This window comes from Streptomyces sp. NPDC048415 (genome assembly GCF_040651675.1).
In the GTDB taxonomy this organism is placed as follows: Bacteria; Actinomycetota; Actinomycetes; order Streptomycetales; family Streptomycetaceae; genus Streptomyces.
Genome location: NZ_JBEZKJ010000016.1, coordinates 24,132 through 39,381, shown reverse-complemented (window position 1 = coordinate 39,381; position 15,250 = coordinate 24,132). Strand labels below are relative to the sequence as shown.

At 70.5% G+C, this 15,250-nt stretch carries 10 protein-coding genes and 1 pseudogene; 3 read left to right on the top strand and 8 right to left on the bottom strand.

Features of this window, described 5'->3' with window-relative positions; all coding sequences use genetic code 11:
* Positions 1-168: 168 nt before the first annotated feature.
* Positions 169-2,154, top strand: coding sequence for a DNA helicase RecQ (gene recQ / locus AB0D27_RS13825; RefSeq protein WP_362507037.1), 1,986 nt, complete (start codon positions 169-171; stop codon positions 2,152-2,154).
* Between the two features lie 361 nt (positions 2,155-2,515).
* Here recQ and AB0D27_RS13820 read toward each other — a convergent pair whose 3' ends face one another.
* The 7 genes and pseudogenes from AB0D27_RS13820 to fahA all read right to left on the bottom strand — a co-directional run bounded on the left by AB0D27_RS13820 (position 2,516) and on the right by fahA (position 11,185).
* Entirely contained in the window at positions 2,516-5,245 is a 2,730-nt protein-coding gene (locus tag AB0D27_RS13820) for a fumarate reductase/succinate dehydrogenase flavoprotein subunit (RefSeq protein WP_362506824.1), read from the bottom strand.
* 38 nt (positions 5,246-5,283) lie between these two features.
* Entirely contained in the window at positions 5,284-6,210 is a 927-nt protein-coding gene (locus tag AB0D27_RS13815; protein ID WP_362506821.1) for an ATP-binding cassette domain-containing protein, read from the bottom strand.
* Complete coding sequence (locus AB0D27_RS13810) at positions 6,194-7,087, bottom strand: ABC transporter permease (protein WP_362506818.1); 894 nt, start codon at positions 7,085-7,087, stop codon at positions 6,194-6,196. The genes AB0D27_RS13815 and AB0D27_RS13810 overlap by 17 nt, the downstream gene beginning before the upstream one ends.
* A pseudogene (locus AB0D27_RS13805) lies at positions 7,084-8,437 on the bottom strand (ABC transporter substrate-binding protein). The gene AB0D27_RS13810 and the pseudogene AB0D27_RS13805 overlap by 4 nt, the downstream one beginning before the upstream one ends.
* Positions 8,438-8,452: 15 nt before the next feature.
* The gene (locus tag AB0D27_RS13800) at positions 8,453-8,680 is read right to left on the bottom strand and encodes a ferredoxin family protein (protein WP_030347217.1); all 228 of its coding nucleotides are present in this window, start codon (positions 8,678-8,680) and stop codon (positions 8,453-8,455) included.
* A 124-nt stretch (positions 8,681-8,804) separates the two neighbouring features.
* Positions 8,805-9,584 (bottom strand): GntR family transcriptional regulator, encoded by a 780-nt coding sequence (locus AB0D27_RS13795; RefSeq protein WP_362506815.1) that lies wholly within the window; start codon positions 9,582-9,584, stop codon positions 8,805-8,807.
* Between the two features lie 323 nt (positions 9,585-9,907).
* Positions 9,908-11,185, bottom strand: coding sequence for a fumarylacetoacetase (fahA, locus tag AB0D27_RS13790; RefSeq protein WP_362506812.1), 1,278 nt, complete (start codon positions 11,183-11,185; stop codon positions 9,908-9,910).
* Between the two features lie 237 nt (positions 11,186-11,422).
* On the opposite strand from fahA, the gene AB0D27_RS13785 reads away from it, so the two are divergent.
* Both AB0D27_RS13785 and AB0D27_RS13780 read left to right on the top strand, forming a co-directional pair.
* A complete protein-coding gene (locus tag AB0D27_RS13785) occupies positions 11,423-12,694 on the top strand; it encodes an ATP-grasp domain-containing protein (protein ID WP_362506809.1) in 1,272 nt (423 codons plus the stop codon).
* Positions 12,695-12,722: 28 nt separating this feature from the next.
* On the top strand, positions 12,723-13,964 hold the full coding sequence (locus AB0D27_RS13780) for an FAD-dependent oxidoreductase (RefSeq protein WP_362506806.1): 1,242 nt from the start codon (positions 12,723-12,725) through the stop codon (positions 13,962-13,964).
* An 88-nt stretch (positions 13,965-14,052) separates the two neighbouring features.
* Here AB0D27_RS13780 and AB0D27_RS13775 read toward each other — a convergent pair whose 3' ends face one another.
* Positions 14,053-15,075 carry a hypothetical protein gene (locus AB0D27_RS13775; RefSeq protein WP_362506803.1) on the bottom strand — a complete coding sequence of 341 codons (1,023 nt, stop codon included), beginning with the start codon at positions 15,073-15,075 and terminating at the stop codon, positions 14,053-14,055.
* Positions 15,076-15,250: the final 175 nt, after the last annotated feature.

Here is a 15,250-nt window from a genome sequence, read left to right as displayed (position 1 = left end):
GCCGACGGGCTGACGCATACGGGAGCGCCGGTCGGCGGAGAGACGGCGAGCCCATGCCGGTGCGTACAGCAGCCGACCGGTCGCAGCCTGTGGATAACTCTGAGGCTGTCGGCGCGGGCCCCTATCGTGGACGCAGTGGTCGAGGCGCGACGTACGGGGGACAGGACGATGGGCGGGACGGGTGTGATGACCGAAGCGGACGCGACGGGGACACGGAGTGAGAGCGAGGCGCTGGCCACGCTCCACCGGGTCTTCGGGTACGACGCCTTCCGCGGCGAGCAGGAAGCGATCATCGAGCATGTGGTGGCGGGCGGTGACGCCGTCGTCCTGATGCCGACGGGCGGCGGCAAGTCGCTCTGCTACCAGATTCCGTCACTGGTCAGACCGGGTACGGGCGTCGTGGTCTCCCCGCTCATCGCGCTGATGCAGGACCAGGTGGACGCGCTGCGGGCGCTGGGCGTGCGCGCCGGGTTCATGAACTCCACGCAGGACTTCGACGAGCGGCGGGTGGTGGAGGCGGAGTTGCTGGCGGGGGAGCTGGACCTGCTCTACCTGGCCCCGGAGCGGCTGCGACTGGAAAGCACGCTCGACCTGCTGTCGCGCGCGAAGATCTCCGTCTTCGCGATCGACGAGGCGCACTGTGTGGCCCAGTGGGGCCACGACTTCCGCCCTGACTACCTGGCACTCTCACTGCTGGGCGAGCGCTGGCCGGACGTCCCGCGGATCGCGCTGACGGCCACGGCCACGCGCGCGACACACAAGGAGATCACCCAGCGCCTGGGCATGCCGACGGCCCGCCACTTCGAGGCGAGCTTCGACCGCCCCAACATCCAGTACCGGATAGTGCCGAAGGCCGACCCCAAGAAGCAGCTGCTGTCGTTCCTCCGGGACGAGCATGCGGGCGACGCGGGCATTGTGTACTGCCTCTCGCGCAACTCGGTCGAGAAGACGGCCGAGTTCCTCTCCCGCAACGGCATCGAGGCGGTTCCGTACCACGCGGGCCTGGACGCGGGCACCCGCGCCGCCCACCAGTCGCGCTTCCTGCGCGAAGAGGGACTGGTGGTGGTCGCCACCATCGCCTTCGGCATGGGCATCGACAAGCCGGACGTACGGTTCGTCGCCCACCTCGACCTGCCGAAGTCTGTCGAGGGCTACTACCAGGAGACGGGCCGCGCGGGGCGTGACGGACTGCCGTCCACGGCCTGGATGGCGTACGGCCTCCAGGACGTGGTGCAGCAGCGCAAGCTGATCCAGGGCTCGGAGGGCGACGAGGCGTTCCGCCGCAGAGCGGCCGCCCATCTGGACTCGATGCTGGCCCTGTGTGAGACGGCCCAGTGCCGGCGCTCCCAGCTCCTGGCCTACTTCGGCCAGGACCCGCACACACCGGCCTGCGGTAACTGCGACACGTGTGTGACGCCGCCCGAGACGTGGGACGGCACGGTAGCGGCACAGAAGCTGCTGTCGACGGTGGTGCGGTTGCAGCGCGAGCGGGGACAGAAGTTCGGCTCGGTGCAGATCGTCGACATCCTGCTGGGGCGTCGGACTCCCAAGGTGATCCAGTTCGACCACGACCAGTTGTCCGTCTTCGGTATCGGAGAGGAGCTGACCGAGGGGGAATGGCGGGGTGTCGTACGGCAGTTGCTGGCCCAGGGGCTGCTCGCGGTCGAGGGCGAGTACGGGACGCTGGTGCTCACCGACGCCAGCGGGACGGTGCTGCGACGCGAGCGCGAGGTGCCGTTGCGCAAGGAGCCGCCGAAGCCGACCGTCACCCGCTCGGCGTCCTCGAAGGGCGAGCGCAAGCCCAAGGCCGCCGTGGCCGAGCTGCCGCCCGAACTCGTCCCCGCCTTCGAGGCCCTGCGCACCTGGCGCGCCGAGCAGGCTCGCGAACAGGGCGTCCCGGCGTACGTCATCTTCCACGACGCGACACTCCGCGAGATCGCCACGGTGTGGCCCACCTCGGTGGCCGAGCTGGGCGGCATCAGCGGTGTGGGCGAGAAGAAGCTGGCGACGTACGGAGAGGGGGTGCTGGGAGTGCTCGCCTCGCTGGACGGGGCTCCCGGGCGAGCACCGGAATCGGGGCCGGCGCCTGACGAGGAGCCGGACTCGCACTGGCCGGAGATGGATGCGGAGCCGGAGCCGGAGGACTGGATATAGGGGCGGGGCGCCATCGTCATCGGCCGCGCTGTGGGCGCTGGGTGGAGCTTTAGCCGGCCGCGCTGTGGGCGCTGGGTGGAGCTTTAGCCGGCCGCGCTGTGGGCGGGGGGTGGAGCTGTCGTCGGCCTTGGTGTGGGCGCCGTGTGGAGCCGTAATCGGCCTCCCTGTGGGCGCCGGATGGAGCTGTAGCCGGTCTCCCTGTGGGCGCTCGGTGCCGCTGTAGGCGTCCTTGCTGTGGGTATGCGTGCCGCTGGGGCGGCACGGTGGGCACAGCGGTACTCCGTCAACGCCGACGTGTGGAACCACCCCTATGCCGGGTGCCCTGTAGCGCAGTGGTGCCGCGCCACTCCGGCGGCCGCGGTCACAGCGCCCGTGACGCGTATGCCCTGACGTCCGCGTCGGAGTCCGCCGTGGCCGTGGCGAGGGCGGTTCGCGCGTCCTCGGACTCCCCGGCGTGACGCATCAGCGCCAGTACCGCCGCCTTGCGGACGTCGGCGTTCGGGTCGCCGAGAGCCTTGGCCAGGGTGGGGACGGCCACGTCGGCATCCGCCGCGGACAGCGCGGTGGCGGCTCCGGAGCGAACCTGCCAGGCCGGGTCGGCCTGCGCGGCGACGGCACGCGCGGCGAGTGGCGCGGGGCATCCGGTGGCAGCCAGCGCCTCGAAGGCCGCCGCGCGGACCAGGGCGTCGGGGTCGGCGGTGAGCTGGTCGAGGGTGTCCTCGACCAGCCTCCCCGCGGTGACGTTGGCCAGAGCCTTGGCCACGGTGACGCGGACCTCGCGGGAGGGATCGACGGCCGCCCGGGTCAGGTGCTCGGCGGCATCGACGGAGACGAGGGCGCGCACGGCCTCGATACGGACGGCGAGGTCAGGATCCGCGAGGGCGCCCACGAACAGCGCCGCGTCCCCCAGGCGCAGGGCGCGCAGCACGTCCAGCGCGGCGGCGCGCACGACGGGATCGTCCCCGGCGAGGCCGGAAGCGAGACCGTCACGCAGGTCGGGCTCGGGCGGCAGGGTCTCGACCAGCTCGCGCAGCGAGGCCGCGGCGGTGGCCCGTACGTCGCCGTGCGGGTCGTGGAGCGCGGCGGCCAGCGCGGGGCCGGTACCGGGCGGCACGGTCTCGGTGAGTACGGCGAGGGCCGCGCGCCGCACAGCGGGGGAGGGATCGTTCAGATAGGGGCGCAAGGCGGGGAGTTCGGGTTCTTCCTCGGCGAGGGCGAGGAGTTCGAGAAGGCGAGGTGATGAACCGTCACCGTCGCTGGGGAGACGGCTGGTGCCGCCGTCGAGGACGGCGGTGACCGTCGGCCGCGAGGCCACCGGGGCGGCATCGCGCGCCCCGGCTGTGGCCACACCCTCCGGGTGCACCTCGCCGAGGTGCCGGGAGGGTCCGCCGGTCGGGGCGAAGTCGGCGACGGGGACGAGATACGGAGCCACGGGACGGGCCGTGAACTCCATCGAGCCGGAGGGGGACTTGTGCAGGTCGAGATGGTGGAACCAGGAGGCGTCGTCGCGCGCGGGATGGTCCGTGCGGTCGTGGTAGAGGCCCCAGCGGGACTCCGTGCGGGCGAGCGACGCGCGCGCGGCCATCTCCGCGCAGTCCCGGATGAAGGTGACCTCGGCGCACCGCATCAGTTCGTGAGGAGTGCGGGCGCCCATTTCCGCGATGTCGGCGCGCATCCGCTCGAAGGCTTCGAGGGCGAGCGAGAGCCGGGCACCCGACTTGGGCGGCGCCACGTAGTCGTTGACGAAGCGGCGGAGTTTGTACTCGACCTGGGGTTGCGGGGGCCCTTCCGGTTGGCGCAGAGGGCCGTAGATCAAGTCATGCGCGTCGCGGAGTTGGTCCTGCGGCAACTCGCCCTCATAGGGCTTGTGCTGGGCCGCGTCCGCTCCCGCGAGGTCGCCGAAGACAAACGCGCCGATCATGTAGTTGTGGGGGACACAGGCCAGGTCCCCGGCGGCGTACAGGCGCGGCACGGTGGTACGGGCGTGGTCGTCGACCCGTACGCCGGAAGCGGAGTGGCCGCCGCACAGGCCGATCTCGGAGATGTGCATCTCGATGTCGTGGGTGCGGTAGTCGTGGCCGCGTCCGGCGTGGAAAGTGCCGCGGGTCGGGCGCTCAGTGGTGTGCAGGATGGACTCGAGGGCGCTGATCGACTCCTCGGGGAGGTGGCTCAGCTTCAGGTAGACGGGGCCCCGGTCCGAGGCGACCTCCGCGGCGAACTCCGCCATCATCTGGCCCGACCAGTAGTCGGAGTCGACGAAGCGTTCGCCGTGCCGGTTGACCTGGTAGCCGCCGAAGGGGTTGGCGACATAGGCGCAGGCGGGACCGTTGTAGTCCTTGATCAGCGGGTTGATCTGGAAGCACTCGATACCGGTGAGTTCCGCCCCGGCGTGGTAGGCCATGGCGTAGCCGTCGCCCGCGTTGGTGGGGTTCTCGTACGTCCCGTAGAGGTAGCCGGAGGCGGGCAGGCCGAGGCGGCCGCACGCGCCGGTCGCGAGGATGACGGCGCCGGCGCGGACCGAGACGAACTGCCCCGTACGGGTGTTGAAGCCGACGGCCCCCACCGCGCGTCCCTCGGCCGTGAGGACCCGCACGGGCATCACACGGTTCTCGATGCGGATGCGCTCCCGCATCTCGCGCCGCCGCAGCTGTCGGTAGAGCACTTTCTTGACGTCCTTGCCCTCGGGCATCGGCAGCACGTACGAGCCGGACCGGTGCACCTGCCGGACCGCGTACTCGCCGTGCTCGTCCTTCTCGAACTTCACGCCGTACGACTCCAGGCGCTGGACCATGGCGAAGCCGCGGGTCGCGGTCTGGCGGACGGTGGACTGGTCGACGATGCCGTCGTTGGCGCGGGTGATCTCGGCGACGTAGTCGTCGGGCTCGGCGCGGCCGGGGATGACGGCGTTGTTGACGCCGTCCATGCCCATGGCGAGGGCGCCGGAGTGGCGGACGTGCGCCTTCTCCAGGAGGAGGACGTCGGCCCCGTGCTCGGCCGCGGTGAGGGCCGCCATGGTGCCGGCGGTGCCGCCGCCGATGACGAGGACGTCGCAGGACAGCTCTTCGGCGTCCGCGAGTGCGGGAATCTCCATGGGGGGCGTGGTCTGCACGGGGGTGCCTTTCCGGTTCTTCAACTGCCGAGTGACGTGAGGACCTCGTGGCGCAGGGCGAGCCTCGCCGGGTCGTCGAGGGCGGATCGCTCGCGGGGGCGGGGTACCGCCCGGACGGCGAGGAGAGTTCCCGCGCTGCTGGTAGCACCGCCGTCGACCTGGCGGCCGGAGCCGAGCAGAGCGACCCGGTCGCCCAGGAACAGTGCCTCGTCCACGTCGTGGGTCACGAAGACGACGGTCGCTCCGGTGCCGTGCAGTACCTCGACGAGGAGGTCCTGCATGCCGGCGCGGGTCTGCGCGTCGAGGGCGCCGAAGGGTTCGTCCATGAGGACGGCGCGGGGCGTTCCCGCGAGGGCGCGGGCGAGCTGGACGCGTTGGCGCTGGCCGCCGGAGACGCGGTGCGGCAACTGCCGTTCCCGGCCGGTGAGTCCCACCCGGGCGAGCCAGGACTCGGCCTGGGCGCGGCGCTCGAGGCGCGGCAAACCCGCGATCGCGAGCGGAAGTTCGACGTTGGCGCGCAAGGTGCGCCAAGGAAGGAGAGTGTCCTCCTGGAAGACGAGCGCGCGGTCCGCGCCGGGGCCGGGCAGGGGGCGGCCGTCCTGGGCGATCGTTCCCGCGAGCGCGGGGAGCAGCCCGGCGAGGGTGCGCAGGAGGGTTGACTTGCCGCAGCCGGACGGGCCGACGACGGTGAGGATCTCGCCCGGAGCGATGTCGAGGTCGACGCCTTCGAGGACGGGGGCGCCGGGGCGGCCGAGCGAGGCGTTCGCGAGGGAGAGCCGGGTGCCGCGGGTGGCGACGGACGCCTTGGTCTCAGCCGAGCTACTCGTCGCGGTCTCGGTCGTGTCGCTCGTCGGGGTCTCGGACGGGGTGTTCGTCGCGGTCTCGGGCGGGCTGTTCGTCGGGGTCTCGGGCGGGCTGTTCGTCGCGGTCTCAGACGAGGTGCTCATCGCGTACCCCCTCACCGCGTATGGCTTCCGGGACCGGCGAGACAGCAGCGGCAGCCTTGCGCGGCCTGGTGACCCGTTCGCGCACCCCAGCACCCCGCCCGCGCGGCATCGTGACGTACTCCGTGCGCGGCAGCCACCGGGTGAGCCATCGCCCCACGCGTTCGACGGCCGTGGAGGTGAGCCAGCCGAGCACGCCGATCGTGACCATGCCGACGAAGACGCCTGGGTAGTCGACGACGGTGTAATCCTGCCAGGTGCGATAGCCGACCCCGTACTGGCCGGAGATCATCTCGGCGGAGATGACGCAGATCCACGAGACGCCGATGCCGACCGAGAGCCCGCCGAAGATCCCGGGCAGGGCGCCCGGCAGGACCACCGAGCCGAGCACCCGCCACCGGCCGCCGCCCATCGTGCGCACCGCCTCCTCCCACACCGGAGTCAGCGCGCGCACCGCGTGTCGGGTGGAGACCAGCACGGGGAAGAAGGCGGCGGCGCAGGTGATGAAGACGATGCCCTGCTCGTTGCTGGGGAAGAGGAGGATCGCGACGGGGACGAGCGCGATGGCCGGGATCGGGCGGACCACTTCCAGGAGCGGGCCGAGCAGGTCCTCGGCGAGGCGGGAGCGCGCGACGGTCAGCCCGGTGGCCACGCCCAGGACGGCTGCCAGCAGAAAGCCGGTGAGGATGCGGGTGAGGCTGTCGGTGAGGTCCGTCCAGTAGTCGTCGCCGCCCAGCCGGTCACCGAAGGCGCGGGCCACGTCGGCGACGGTCGGGAACTGCGAGAAGCGCAGCCAGAGGTCGACGTTCAGGCTGGTCAGGAGCTGCCAGGCGGTCAGGGCCGCGGCGAGAGACGCGGCCCTGACGAGATACCGGGTCATGACGCCCGCCCCAGGGCGTCGGCGTACGAGATGGTGCGCGCGCCCTCGTGCGCGGCGACGTACGCACGCGCGGTCGCCGCCGTGACGAACGGGCGCAGGTTGTCGCCGTCGGCCACCCACACCGCCTTGTCCGCGAACCACAGGGTGCCGGTGGTGGTGTCTGGGACGTACGCGGCGCGCAGGGTGGTGCGGTGTGCGGCGACGTAATGGAGAAGGGAGGAGGGGGAGTTGAAGGTACGTGTACTGGTGGCGCCCTTGGGCCATGCCTCGCTCGCGGCCGGTGGGGGCGTCGCGGCGAGCTGGTCGGCGTACGCGGTGGGGCCGAGCGCGCGCTTCACGTACTGGTCGTCGACGAAGGCGTCCACGTCTACGTCGCCGACGAGTTTCGCCGACTTCAGGACCGTGACGTCCTTCTTCAGGGCGGAGATCAGGCGTGGTTGCAGTGCCGGATCGAAGGTGGCGATGCCATGGGCGCCGTTGTAGAGGTAGACGACCTCGGCGGGCAGGCCGGTGGCCTTCGCGACCTTCTCCGCGGCGGCCACTGGGTGGTCGTGGAGATACGTCGTCGCGTCGGACTGGGCCTTGAGGAAGGCCTCGAGTACGGCAGGGTGCTTCTTTGCGAAGTCCTCGCGGGCGGTGACGCCGTGGAAGGTCGGCAGGTTCAGTTCGGCGCCGTCGTACAGGGGCCTTCGCCTTGCCCTGGTAGGTCAGCAGGCCGGGCCAGGCGACGAACTGGGAGAGCGCGTCGGTGCTGCCCGCCGCGAGAGCCGAAGCACCCACGGCGGGTTGCTGGTTGAGTTTCTGGATGCCCTTGTCGGGGTCGATACCGGCGCGCTGGAGAGCCCGGACGAGGGTGCCGTCGGCGGCCGAGCCGATGCTCGTCGACACCTTCTTGCCGCGCAGATCACTCAGCGAGCGAAGCTTCGAATCCGGTGCTGTGACAATGGTGTTGAGGCCGCCGCGGAGGTTGTAGCCGGTGACGGAGACCAGGCGGGTGGGACGGCCGAGCTGTTTGCCGCGGGCCGCGTTGATGAGAAGCGGGAAGTCGCCCATCGAACCGATGTCGATCTTCCCGGCGGTCATCTGGGCGGTGATCGGGGCGCCGGTGGCGTAGTCCTGCCAGTTCACCTTGTATGTGGTGCGGTCGCCGAGGGCGTTCAGTTCCTTCTCGAAGGAGCCTAGCGAGCGAAGGAGTGTGCCTGCCGTGACGGTGTTGATCGTCTTGGACTGGTAGCCGATCGTGATGGTGACGGTGGAGCCGTCTCCGGCCCCGGCGGCGTTACCGCCGCAGGCGGCGAGTGGAAATGCCAGCGCCACTGCGGCGAGCGGGGCGATTGCCTTGTGCTTCATGGGAGTTCGGGCCTCTCACCGCAGGAGATAGGGCATGTTGACCGTGACGGCTCCGGTGGGGCAGCGGGCCGCGCACGGGCCGCAGTACCAGCACTCGTCGACGTGCATGTACGCCTTGCCGCTGCTCTCGTCGATGGCGAGGGAGTCCAGCGGGCACATGTCCACACAGAGCGTGCAGCCGTCGATGCACTTCGACTCGTCGATGGTCACGGGCACGTCGGCCCGCTGGGGCGCCAAGGGCATGGCTGTCTCCAGAAAAGTCCTGCGCGGGATGAACCGGAAAGGTCCTTCAAAACGATGAAGGGGTGAGGGGAGAAGGGGCGCGAAGAAGTGAGCGGAGGTGAGGGAGAGGCGATGAGGAGGCGTGTCAGAGCACGCGGCGGAGCTGGCCGCTCATCGTGATGCGGTCGCCGCGAAAGCGGATGAACTCCAGGTCCACGGGGCGGCCGTCGGCGAGGTGCGTGAGGCGTTCCAGCATGAGTAGGGCGGTGCCGCGCGGGGCCTGCAGTACGGCAGCGGAGTGGGCGTCCGCGTTCACGGCCTCCAGGGTGATGTCGGCGTGCCCGAGGGGCTGCAGCGTGATCGCTTCCAGGAGGCGGAAGACGTCGGTGTTCTCCAGGTCGGCGCCGAGCAGGGCGGTGCCGAGGTCGAGCGGGATGTAGGTGAGGTCGAGGGAAAGGGGGAGGCCGTCCAGGCGACGGAGGCGTTCGATGTAGAGGACGTCGGCACCGGGGACGATGCGGAGGCGGTCGGCCACGGGAGCCGGCGCGGCCACCGGGCCCACCGTGCGGACTTCGTTGGTGACCTGTCCGTGTTCGCGCAGGGTCTCCGCGAGTCCCATCAGCCGGTCGAGTCCGTGCGGGTACTTCTGGGCGACGACGACGGTGCCGACGCCGGGGAGGCGCTCCACCAGGCCTTCCGCGCGGAGCAGGTCCAGGGCCTGGCGGACGGTGTTGCGCGAGGCGCGGTAATCGGTGCCGATGGCTGCCTCGTGCGGCAGGGTGCCGTCCGGGAAGCCGCCGGTCAGCACCTGGTGGCGGAGTAGGTCGGCGAGCTGCCGGGCCTGGTCCGCGCGCAGCCGACGCCGGTGGGCGGCGACGGTGGTCGCGCCTGGTCCGGCGTGGTCTCGGATGCGTTCGGTGGGCATGCGTCGGACGATACCGACGGAGGGTGGGGCGTGGTGTTGCTGGAGTGTTGCGCCACCTGTCGGTGCGGAGGGAGGGGGGCTGGCCTGCGGGTTCGGGCGGGGGCGGGGGAGATCTGCCACCGTGGGAGGTGGGCGGAGTGGAGTGTGGGCGTGCTTCGGAGGCGGGGTGTGGGTGCCGGGGGGGGCGGGGGCTTGCGTGTGTGAGGGTTTCGCCCGCTCAGCCCCTACCCGTCCCGTACCTGGAGGCTCCGCCCCCGCCTCCCGGATCGGCCTTGACGGCCTCGTCCTCAAACGCCGAACGGGCTGGAGGGCGCCGGCCGGGGTTAGGAGCTCTCCGGCGGCGGTGTGATGCGACCCTTCACCTCGCCCAGCCCCACCCGTGTTCCGCCCGGGCCAGGGGCCCATGCCGTCAGGGTGACCTCGTCGCCGTCCTCGAGGAACGTGCGCTTGCCGTCGGGGAGGTCGAGGGTGGTGCGGCCGTTCCAGGTGAGTTCGAGGAGGGAGCCGCGCTCGGTCTCCGAGGGGCCGCTGACGGTCCCGGAGCCGTACAGGTCGCCGGTGCGCAGGGAGGCGCCGTTGACCGTCATGTGGGCCAACTGCTGGGCGGCGGTCCAGTACATGGTGGAGAAGGGGGGTTCGGAGACGACATGGTCGTTGATCGCGACGGAGATACGGAGGTCGTAGCCGCCGGGCTCCTCGGAGGAGTCGTCGAGATAGGGGAGGAGAGGGTGTGTGCGTGTGGGGGGCGCGACCCGGGCGTCCTCCAGCGCGTCGAGCGGGGTGATCCAGGCCGATACGGAGGTGGCGAAGGACTTGCCGAGGAAGGGGCCGAGGGGGACGTACTCCCAGGCCTGGATGTCTCGCGCCGACCAGTCGTTGAGGAGGCAGAGGCCGAAGACGTGCTCGCGGAAGGAAGAGAGGGGGACGGGGGTGCCCATGGCCGAGGGCGCGCCGACCACGAAGCCGACCTCCGCCTCGATGTCCAGGCGGATCGAGGGGCCGAAGACGGGCGCGGTGTCGGAGGGGGCTTTGCGCTGGCCCGACGGGCGTACGACATCGGTGCCGGACACCACGACCGTGCCGGAGCGGCCGTGATAACCGATCGGCAGATGCTTCCAGTTGGGGGTGAGGGAGTCGGCGGCGTCGGGACGGAAGATCTGGCCGACGTTCCGGGCGTGGTTCTCGGAGGCGTAGAAGTCGACGTAGTCCGCCACCTCGAAGGGGAGGTGCAGGGTGACGTCGGAGAGGGGGTGGAAGTGGGGTTCGAGGGTCTCCCGGTGGCTCGGGACCGTGACCCAGGCTGTGAGCGCGCGTCGTACGTCGGACCAGGCCGTGCGGCCCGCGGCGAGCAGCGGGTTCAGGGTCGGCCGCGCCAGCAGCTCGGCGTAGGGGGAGCCGAGCGCCCGGGCCGCCGCGCCGGCGTCGAGCACGTGGGCGCCGAGCCGCACACCGACGCGCCGCTCGCCGGCGCCGGCCGAACTGGCCGAACTGAACGAGTCGGCCGAACTGAACGAGCCGGGGGACTCGGTCAGGGAGAACACGCCGTACGGAAGGTTGTGCGGGCCGAAGGGATCGCCCTCGGGGACTTCGAAGGGGGGCATCGGTCGGTGCCTCGCTTTCGGGTTCGTACTCGCCATGTGATCCATGTGATCCATGCGATCCACGCGTTTCATGTGGTCGCGGCACACGTTACGGGGGAGTGGCCGTACAGCGGCAGTGCCTAAAGAGTTCGCAATGTCCGAAAAGGCCTTGTCGGACGTGTCAATTCCGGCTTAGCGTCCTTTGGGGGACGCGGACGGGGTGGGTCCGGTCCGTAGGGGGAATGCGTGGGGGGACCCGTGGCCAGGAGCTCCAGCAGTGTGCCGGTCGATGCCGATCGGGATGTTCCGGGCCTCATCGTGAAGTTCGGCGACTATCCGCTGCACCACGGCGGGGTGGGCGCCATCCGGAGTCTGGGCCGACTCGGCGTACCGATGTATGCGATCACGGAGGACCGTTACACGCCGGCCGCGAGCTCGCGCTATCTGCGGCGGGCGTTCGTCTGGCCGACGACCGGCACGGAGGAGCCCGAGCGGCTCATCGAGGGTCTGCTGCGCATCGGCCGCCGCATCGGCCGGCCGACGGTCCTCGTGCCGACGGACGAAGAGGCCGCCGTGCTGATCGCCGAGCACCAGGACGAGCTGACCGATCGCTTCCTCTTTCCGCGCGTGGACGCCAAGCTGCCGCGCCGCCTCGCCAGCAAGCGGGGGCTGCACGAACTGTGCGTGGAATACGGCATTGCCAGCCCGGCGGCGGCCTTTCCGGAGTCGTACGAGGAGATCGTCGCCTTCGCCGAGAGCGCTCGCTTCCCTCTCGTCGCCAAGAACCGCGAGGCGTTCGTGCGCCGCAGCCGGCCGGCGGTGAACGGGACGACCAGGATTCCGACCCGCGAGGGACTGCTGACGCTTGCCAAGGACTGGGGGGCGCAACCGGGAGTGATCCTCCAGGAGTACCTGCCGAGGGAGGAGGCCGAGGACTGGATCGTGCACGCGTATTTCGACGCGGAGTCGACGCCGCTCGCGATGTTCACGGGCGTGAAGGTCCGCTCCTGGCCCCCGCACGCGGGAATGACGGCGAATGCGTACGTCGTCGACAATCCGGAACTCGCGGACCTCGCCGCGCGTTTCATCAAACAGATCGGCTTCAGCGGCGTCATCGACCTCGACCTGCGCTTCGACCGGCGCGACGGACAGTACAAGCTCCTTGACTTCAACCCACGGATGGGCGCGCAGTTCCGGCTCTTCGAGAACGAGTCGGGGATCGACGTCGTCCGTGCCATGCATCTGGATCTGACCGGGCGCACCGTTCCCGAGGGGGAACAGCGGGCCGGTCACCGGTACATCGTGGAGAACATCGACCTGCCGGCCCTGCTCGCCTACCGGCGCAGCGGCTATACGACACCGCACGCGCCGGCTCGCGCGAGCGGTACGGAGCTGGCCTGGCTCGCGGGTGACGACCTGCGGCCGTTCTTCACGATGCTCGCGCGCTTCGTGCGGCCGGGCGCGAAGCATCTGTATCAGCTGTGGCGGACCAACCGCCTTGGCAGTACCAACAGTTCCACCGCGAAGTAGACGTAGTACGTCCTGGGGAGGGGACTTCGTGATTCATCCGGTAGCAGTCATCGGTGCCGGGCCATTCGGCCTGTCCACCGCCGCCCATCTGCGGGCGCGCGGTATTCCGGTGCGTGTCTTCGGCGAGCCCATGGTGAGCTGGCGCGATCACATGCCCGAGGGGATGCTTCTGAAGTCGACCCCCGCCGCGTCCTCCATCGACGCCCCGCAGCGTGGGCACACGCTTCTCGATTACTGCAATGCGGCGGGCATACCGCGTCTTGTCACGGACGAGGACATCATCCCGGTCGAGACGTTCATCGCGTACGGGGAGTGGTTCCAGCAGAAGCTGGTGCCCGAGCTGGAGCGGGTGCGGGTCGTCTCGGTGGACCGTAAGGGGGGCCGCGATGGCTCCGGTGGCTCGGGAGGCTCCGGTGGCTCCGGTGGTTTCGAACTGAAGCTGGACTCGGGGGAGTTGTTCACGGCGCGGGCGGTTGTGGTGGCCACCGGTCTGTCCGGGCTGGCCCATCTGCCGCCCGAGCTCGCGGGCGCGGCAGCCGACGGACCCACTCCCACGGGCCCTGTCTCCCACAGTTCCCAGCACCACGACCTGAGCCGGTTCTCCGGCAAGGAGCTGATCGTCGTCGGCGCGGGGCAGTCCGCCCTGGAGACGGCGGCGCTCGCGACGGAGGCGGGCGCGCAAGTGCGGGTCGTCTCGCGGGGCAAAGGCGCCGTCTCCTTCGGCGCGCCCCCATGGGACCAGCCGAAGCTGCGCCCTGAGTCGCCCTTCGGGCGCGCCTGGTCCCTGTGGGCGCTGACCTATTACCCGGGGCCGTACCGCTATCTGCCCGCCCAGGCCCGGCACTATCTGGTCCGCCGCGTGCTCGGTCCGCTCGGCGCCTGGTGGCTCCGCGACCGCTTCGAGGGCAAGGTCGGCGTCCGTGAGGTCCAGCGGATCGTCAGCGCCGACGCCTCCGAGGGCAGCCCCGTCCTCGCTGTCCAGACCCACGGCGGCCGGGTAGAGAAGCTCTCCGCCGACCATGTCATAGCCTCGACCGGCTATCGCGTCGACATCGCCGCGATGGACTTCCTCGGGCACGAGCTGCGCACCGAGTTGTCGGTCAGCCGGGGCACGCCCAAGCTGGGCGCAGGGCTTCGGTCGTCGGTGCCCGGGCTGTACTTCACGGGGTTGCCGGCGGCGGCTTCGTACGGGCCGGTGATGCGGTTCGTGTGCGGGACGGAGTTCGCCTCACCGCGACTGGCCAAGCATCTGGTGGCCGCGCACGGGTGAGCGCGACTGGCCAAGCATCTGGTGGCCGCGCATAGGTGGGTTGGTGGAGGCACGGGCGGCGCCATGACGGGAAGGCGCCTCCTGGTCGTCAGGCCTCTTCGGTGAGGGTCCAGGCGCCGGAGTTTCTCCGTGGGGCGGGGAGGACTTTCCACTTCGAGAGGTCGCCGTCGGTGTCCGGGTTGCCCGAGGGGAGCATCCCTCGGGCGTCGGCCTCGAAGTAGAGGCGGTGCGCCCAGTATTCGGGGAGTTCGTGGCCCAGGAGGTCTTCTCCCACGGGTTCGAATTCCTCGGCGGCGTACCGCTCGTTGATCCGCGCGACCGCCTCCGCGCGGGAGATCCCGAAGCGTGTCACCAGTACGTCCGCCATGTCGCGGAAGTAGTCGAGCCACTCCTCGTCGAGGCGCATCAGGAACTCGCCGGTCCTCGGGGCGCTCTCGTAGATCGCGGCCAGCTGCCAGGTCAGGAAGTCGGCGATCAGCTCTGGAGGGTTGGCGGCCCGGGTGGCGGTGATCTCCCATCCCGGGCAGTCCATGTCGAAGACGACGATGGGGAGGGGGCGGCCGAAGATCTCCGTGAGGAGGCCGCTGGAGTGGAGGTGGCGGGCCAGTTCGATGCAGGTGTCGGCGAAGTGGTTGACCAGGGCCTCGTACTGGTCCTCACTCGCGTCGTCGCCCTCGTCGCCCTCGTCGCCCTCGTCGCCCTCGTCGCCCTCGTCGCCCTCGTCGCCCTCGTCGCCCTCGTCGCCCTCGTCGCCCTCGTCGTCGAACCAGAGGCCGAGGTGCTTGACGTCATCGACGTACAGGGGGCTTCCGGCCGGGTCCTCGGGCACGTTGCCGAGCGTTTCGAAGCCGTCCAGGAGCCAGTAGGCGTAGTTCCAGCGGGCCTCGCCCGGGTCCTCCGGGTACACCGACTGCTGGTACTGGGTCTCGGTGTTGTATCCGATCGCCACGTACGGGCGGCGGGAGTCGTAGTCGATCCGCCAGATGCGGAAGGAGAGAGCGTAGATCTCGGGCTTGGGAGCGTCCGGGAAGCGCCGGATGATCGCTTCAGCGGCCGTGCGGAGGTGCTGTTGGAAGGGAGTCACTCCCCGCTCGGAGGGCGTGAGGGTCATGTCTCTCCCTGGAGCTTCCCGATGGAATTGCCCAACGGACTTACCCAACGGACTTACCCAAGGGACTTGCCCGATGGACTTTCCTGATGAAGGGCTGCGGCTCCTGGCGCGCGTGGGAGCCCGCGCTCGGATAATCCCGCACGCCGGGAGTGGCGTTGGTACGCCCCCCACCGCC

What these genes read in the sequence shown, in the direction of transcription:
- recQ (WP_362507037.1), top strand. Translation starts at nt 169, where the DNA reads ATGGGCGGGACGGGTGTGATGACCGAAGCGGACGCGACGGGGACACGG.
- AB0D27_RS13820 (WP_362506824.1), bottom strand. Translation starts at nt 5,245, where the DNA reads ATGGAGATTCCCGCACTCGCGGACGCCGAAGAGCTGTCCTGCGACGTC.
- AB0D27_RS13815 (WP_362506821.1), bottom strand. Translation starts at nt 6,210, where the DNA reads ATGAGCACCTCGTCTGAGACCGCGACGAACAGCCCGCCCGAGACCCCG.
- AB0D27_RS13810 (WP_362506818.1), bottom strand. Translation starts at nt 7,087, where the DNA reads ATGACCCGGTATCTCGTCAGGGCCGCGTCTCTCGCCGCGGCCCTGACC.
- AB0D27_RS13800 (WP_030347217.1), bottom strand. Translation starts at nt 8,680, where the DNA reads ATGCCCTTGGCGCCCCAGCGGGCCGACGTGCCCGTGACCATCGACGAG.
- AB0D27_RS13795 (WP_362506815.1), bottom strand. Translation starts at nt 9,584, where the DNA reads ATGCCCACCGAACGCATCCGAGACCACGCCGGACCAGGCGCGACCACC.
- fahA (WP_362506812.1), bottom strand. Translation starts at nt 11,185, where the DNA reads ATGCCCCCCTTCGAAGTCCCCGAGGGCGATCCCTTCGGCCCGCACAAC.
- AB0D27_RS13775 (WP_362506803.1), bottom strand. Translation starts at nt 15,075, where the DNA reads ATGACCCTCACGCCCTCCGAGCGGGGAGTGACTCCCTTCCAACAGCAC.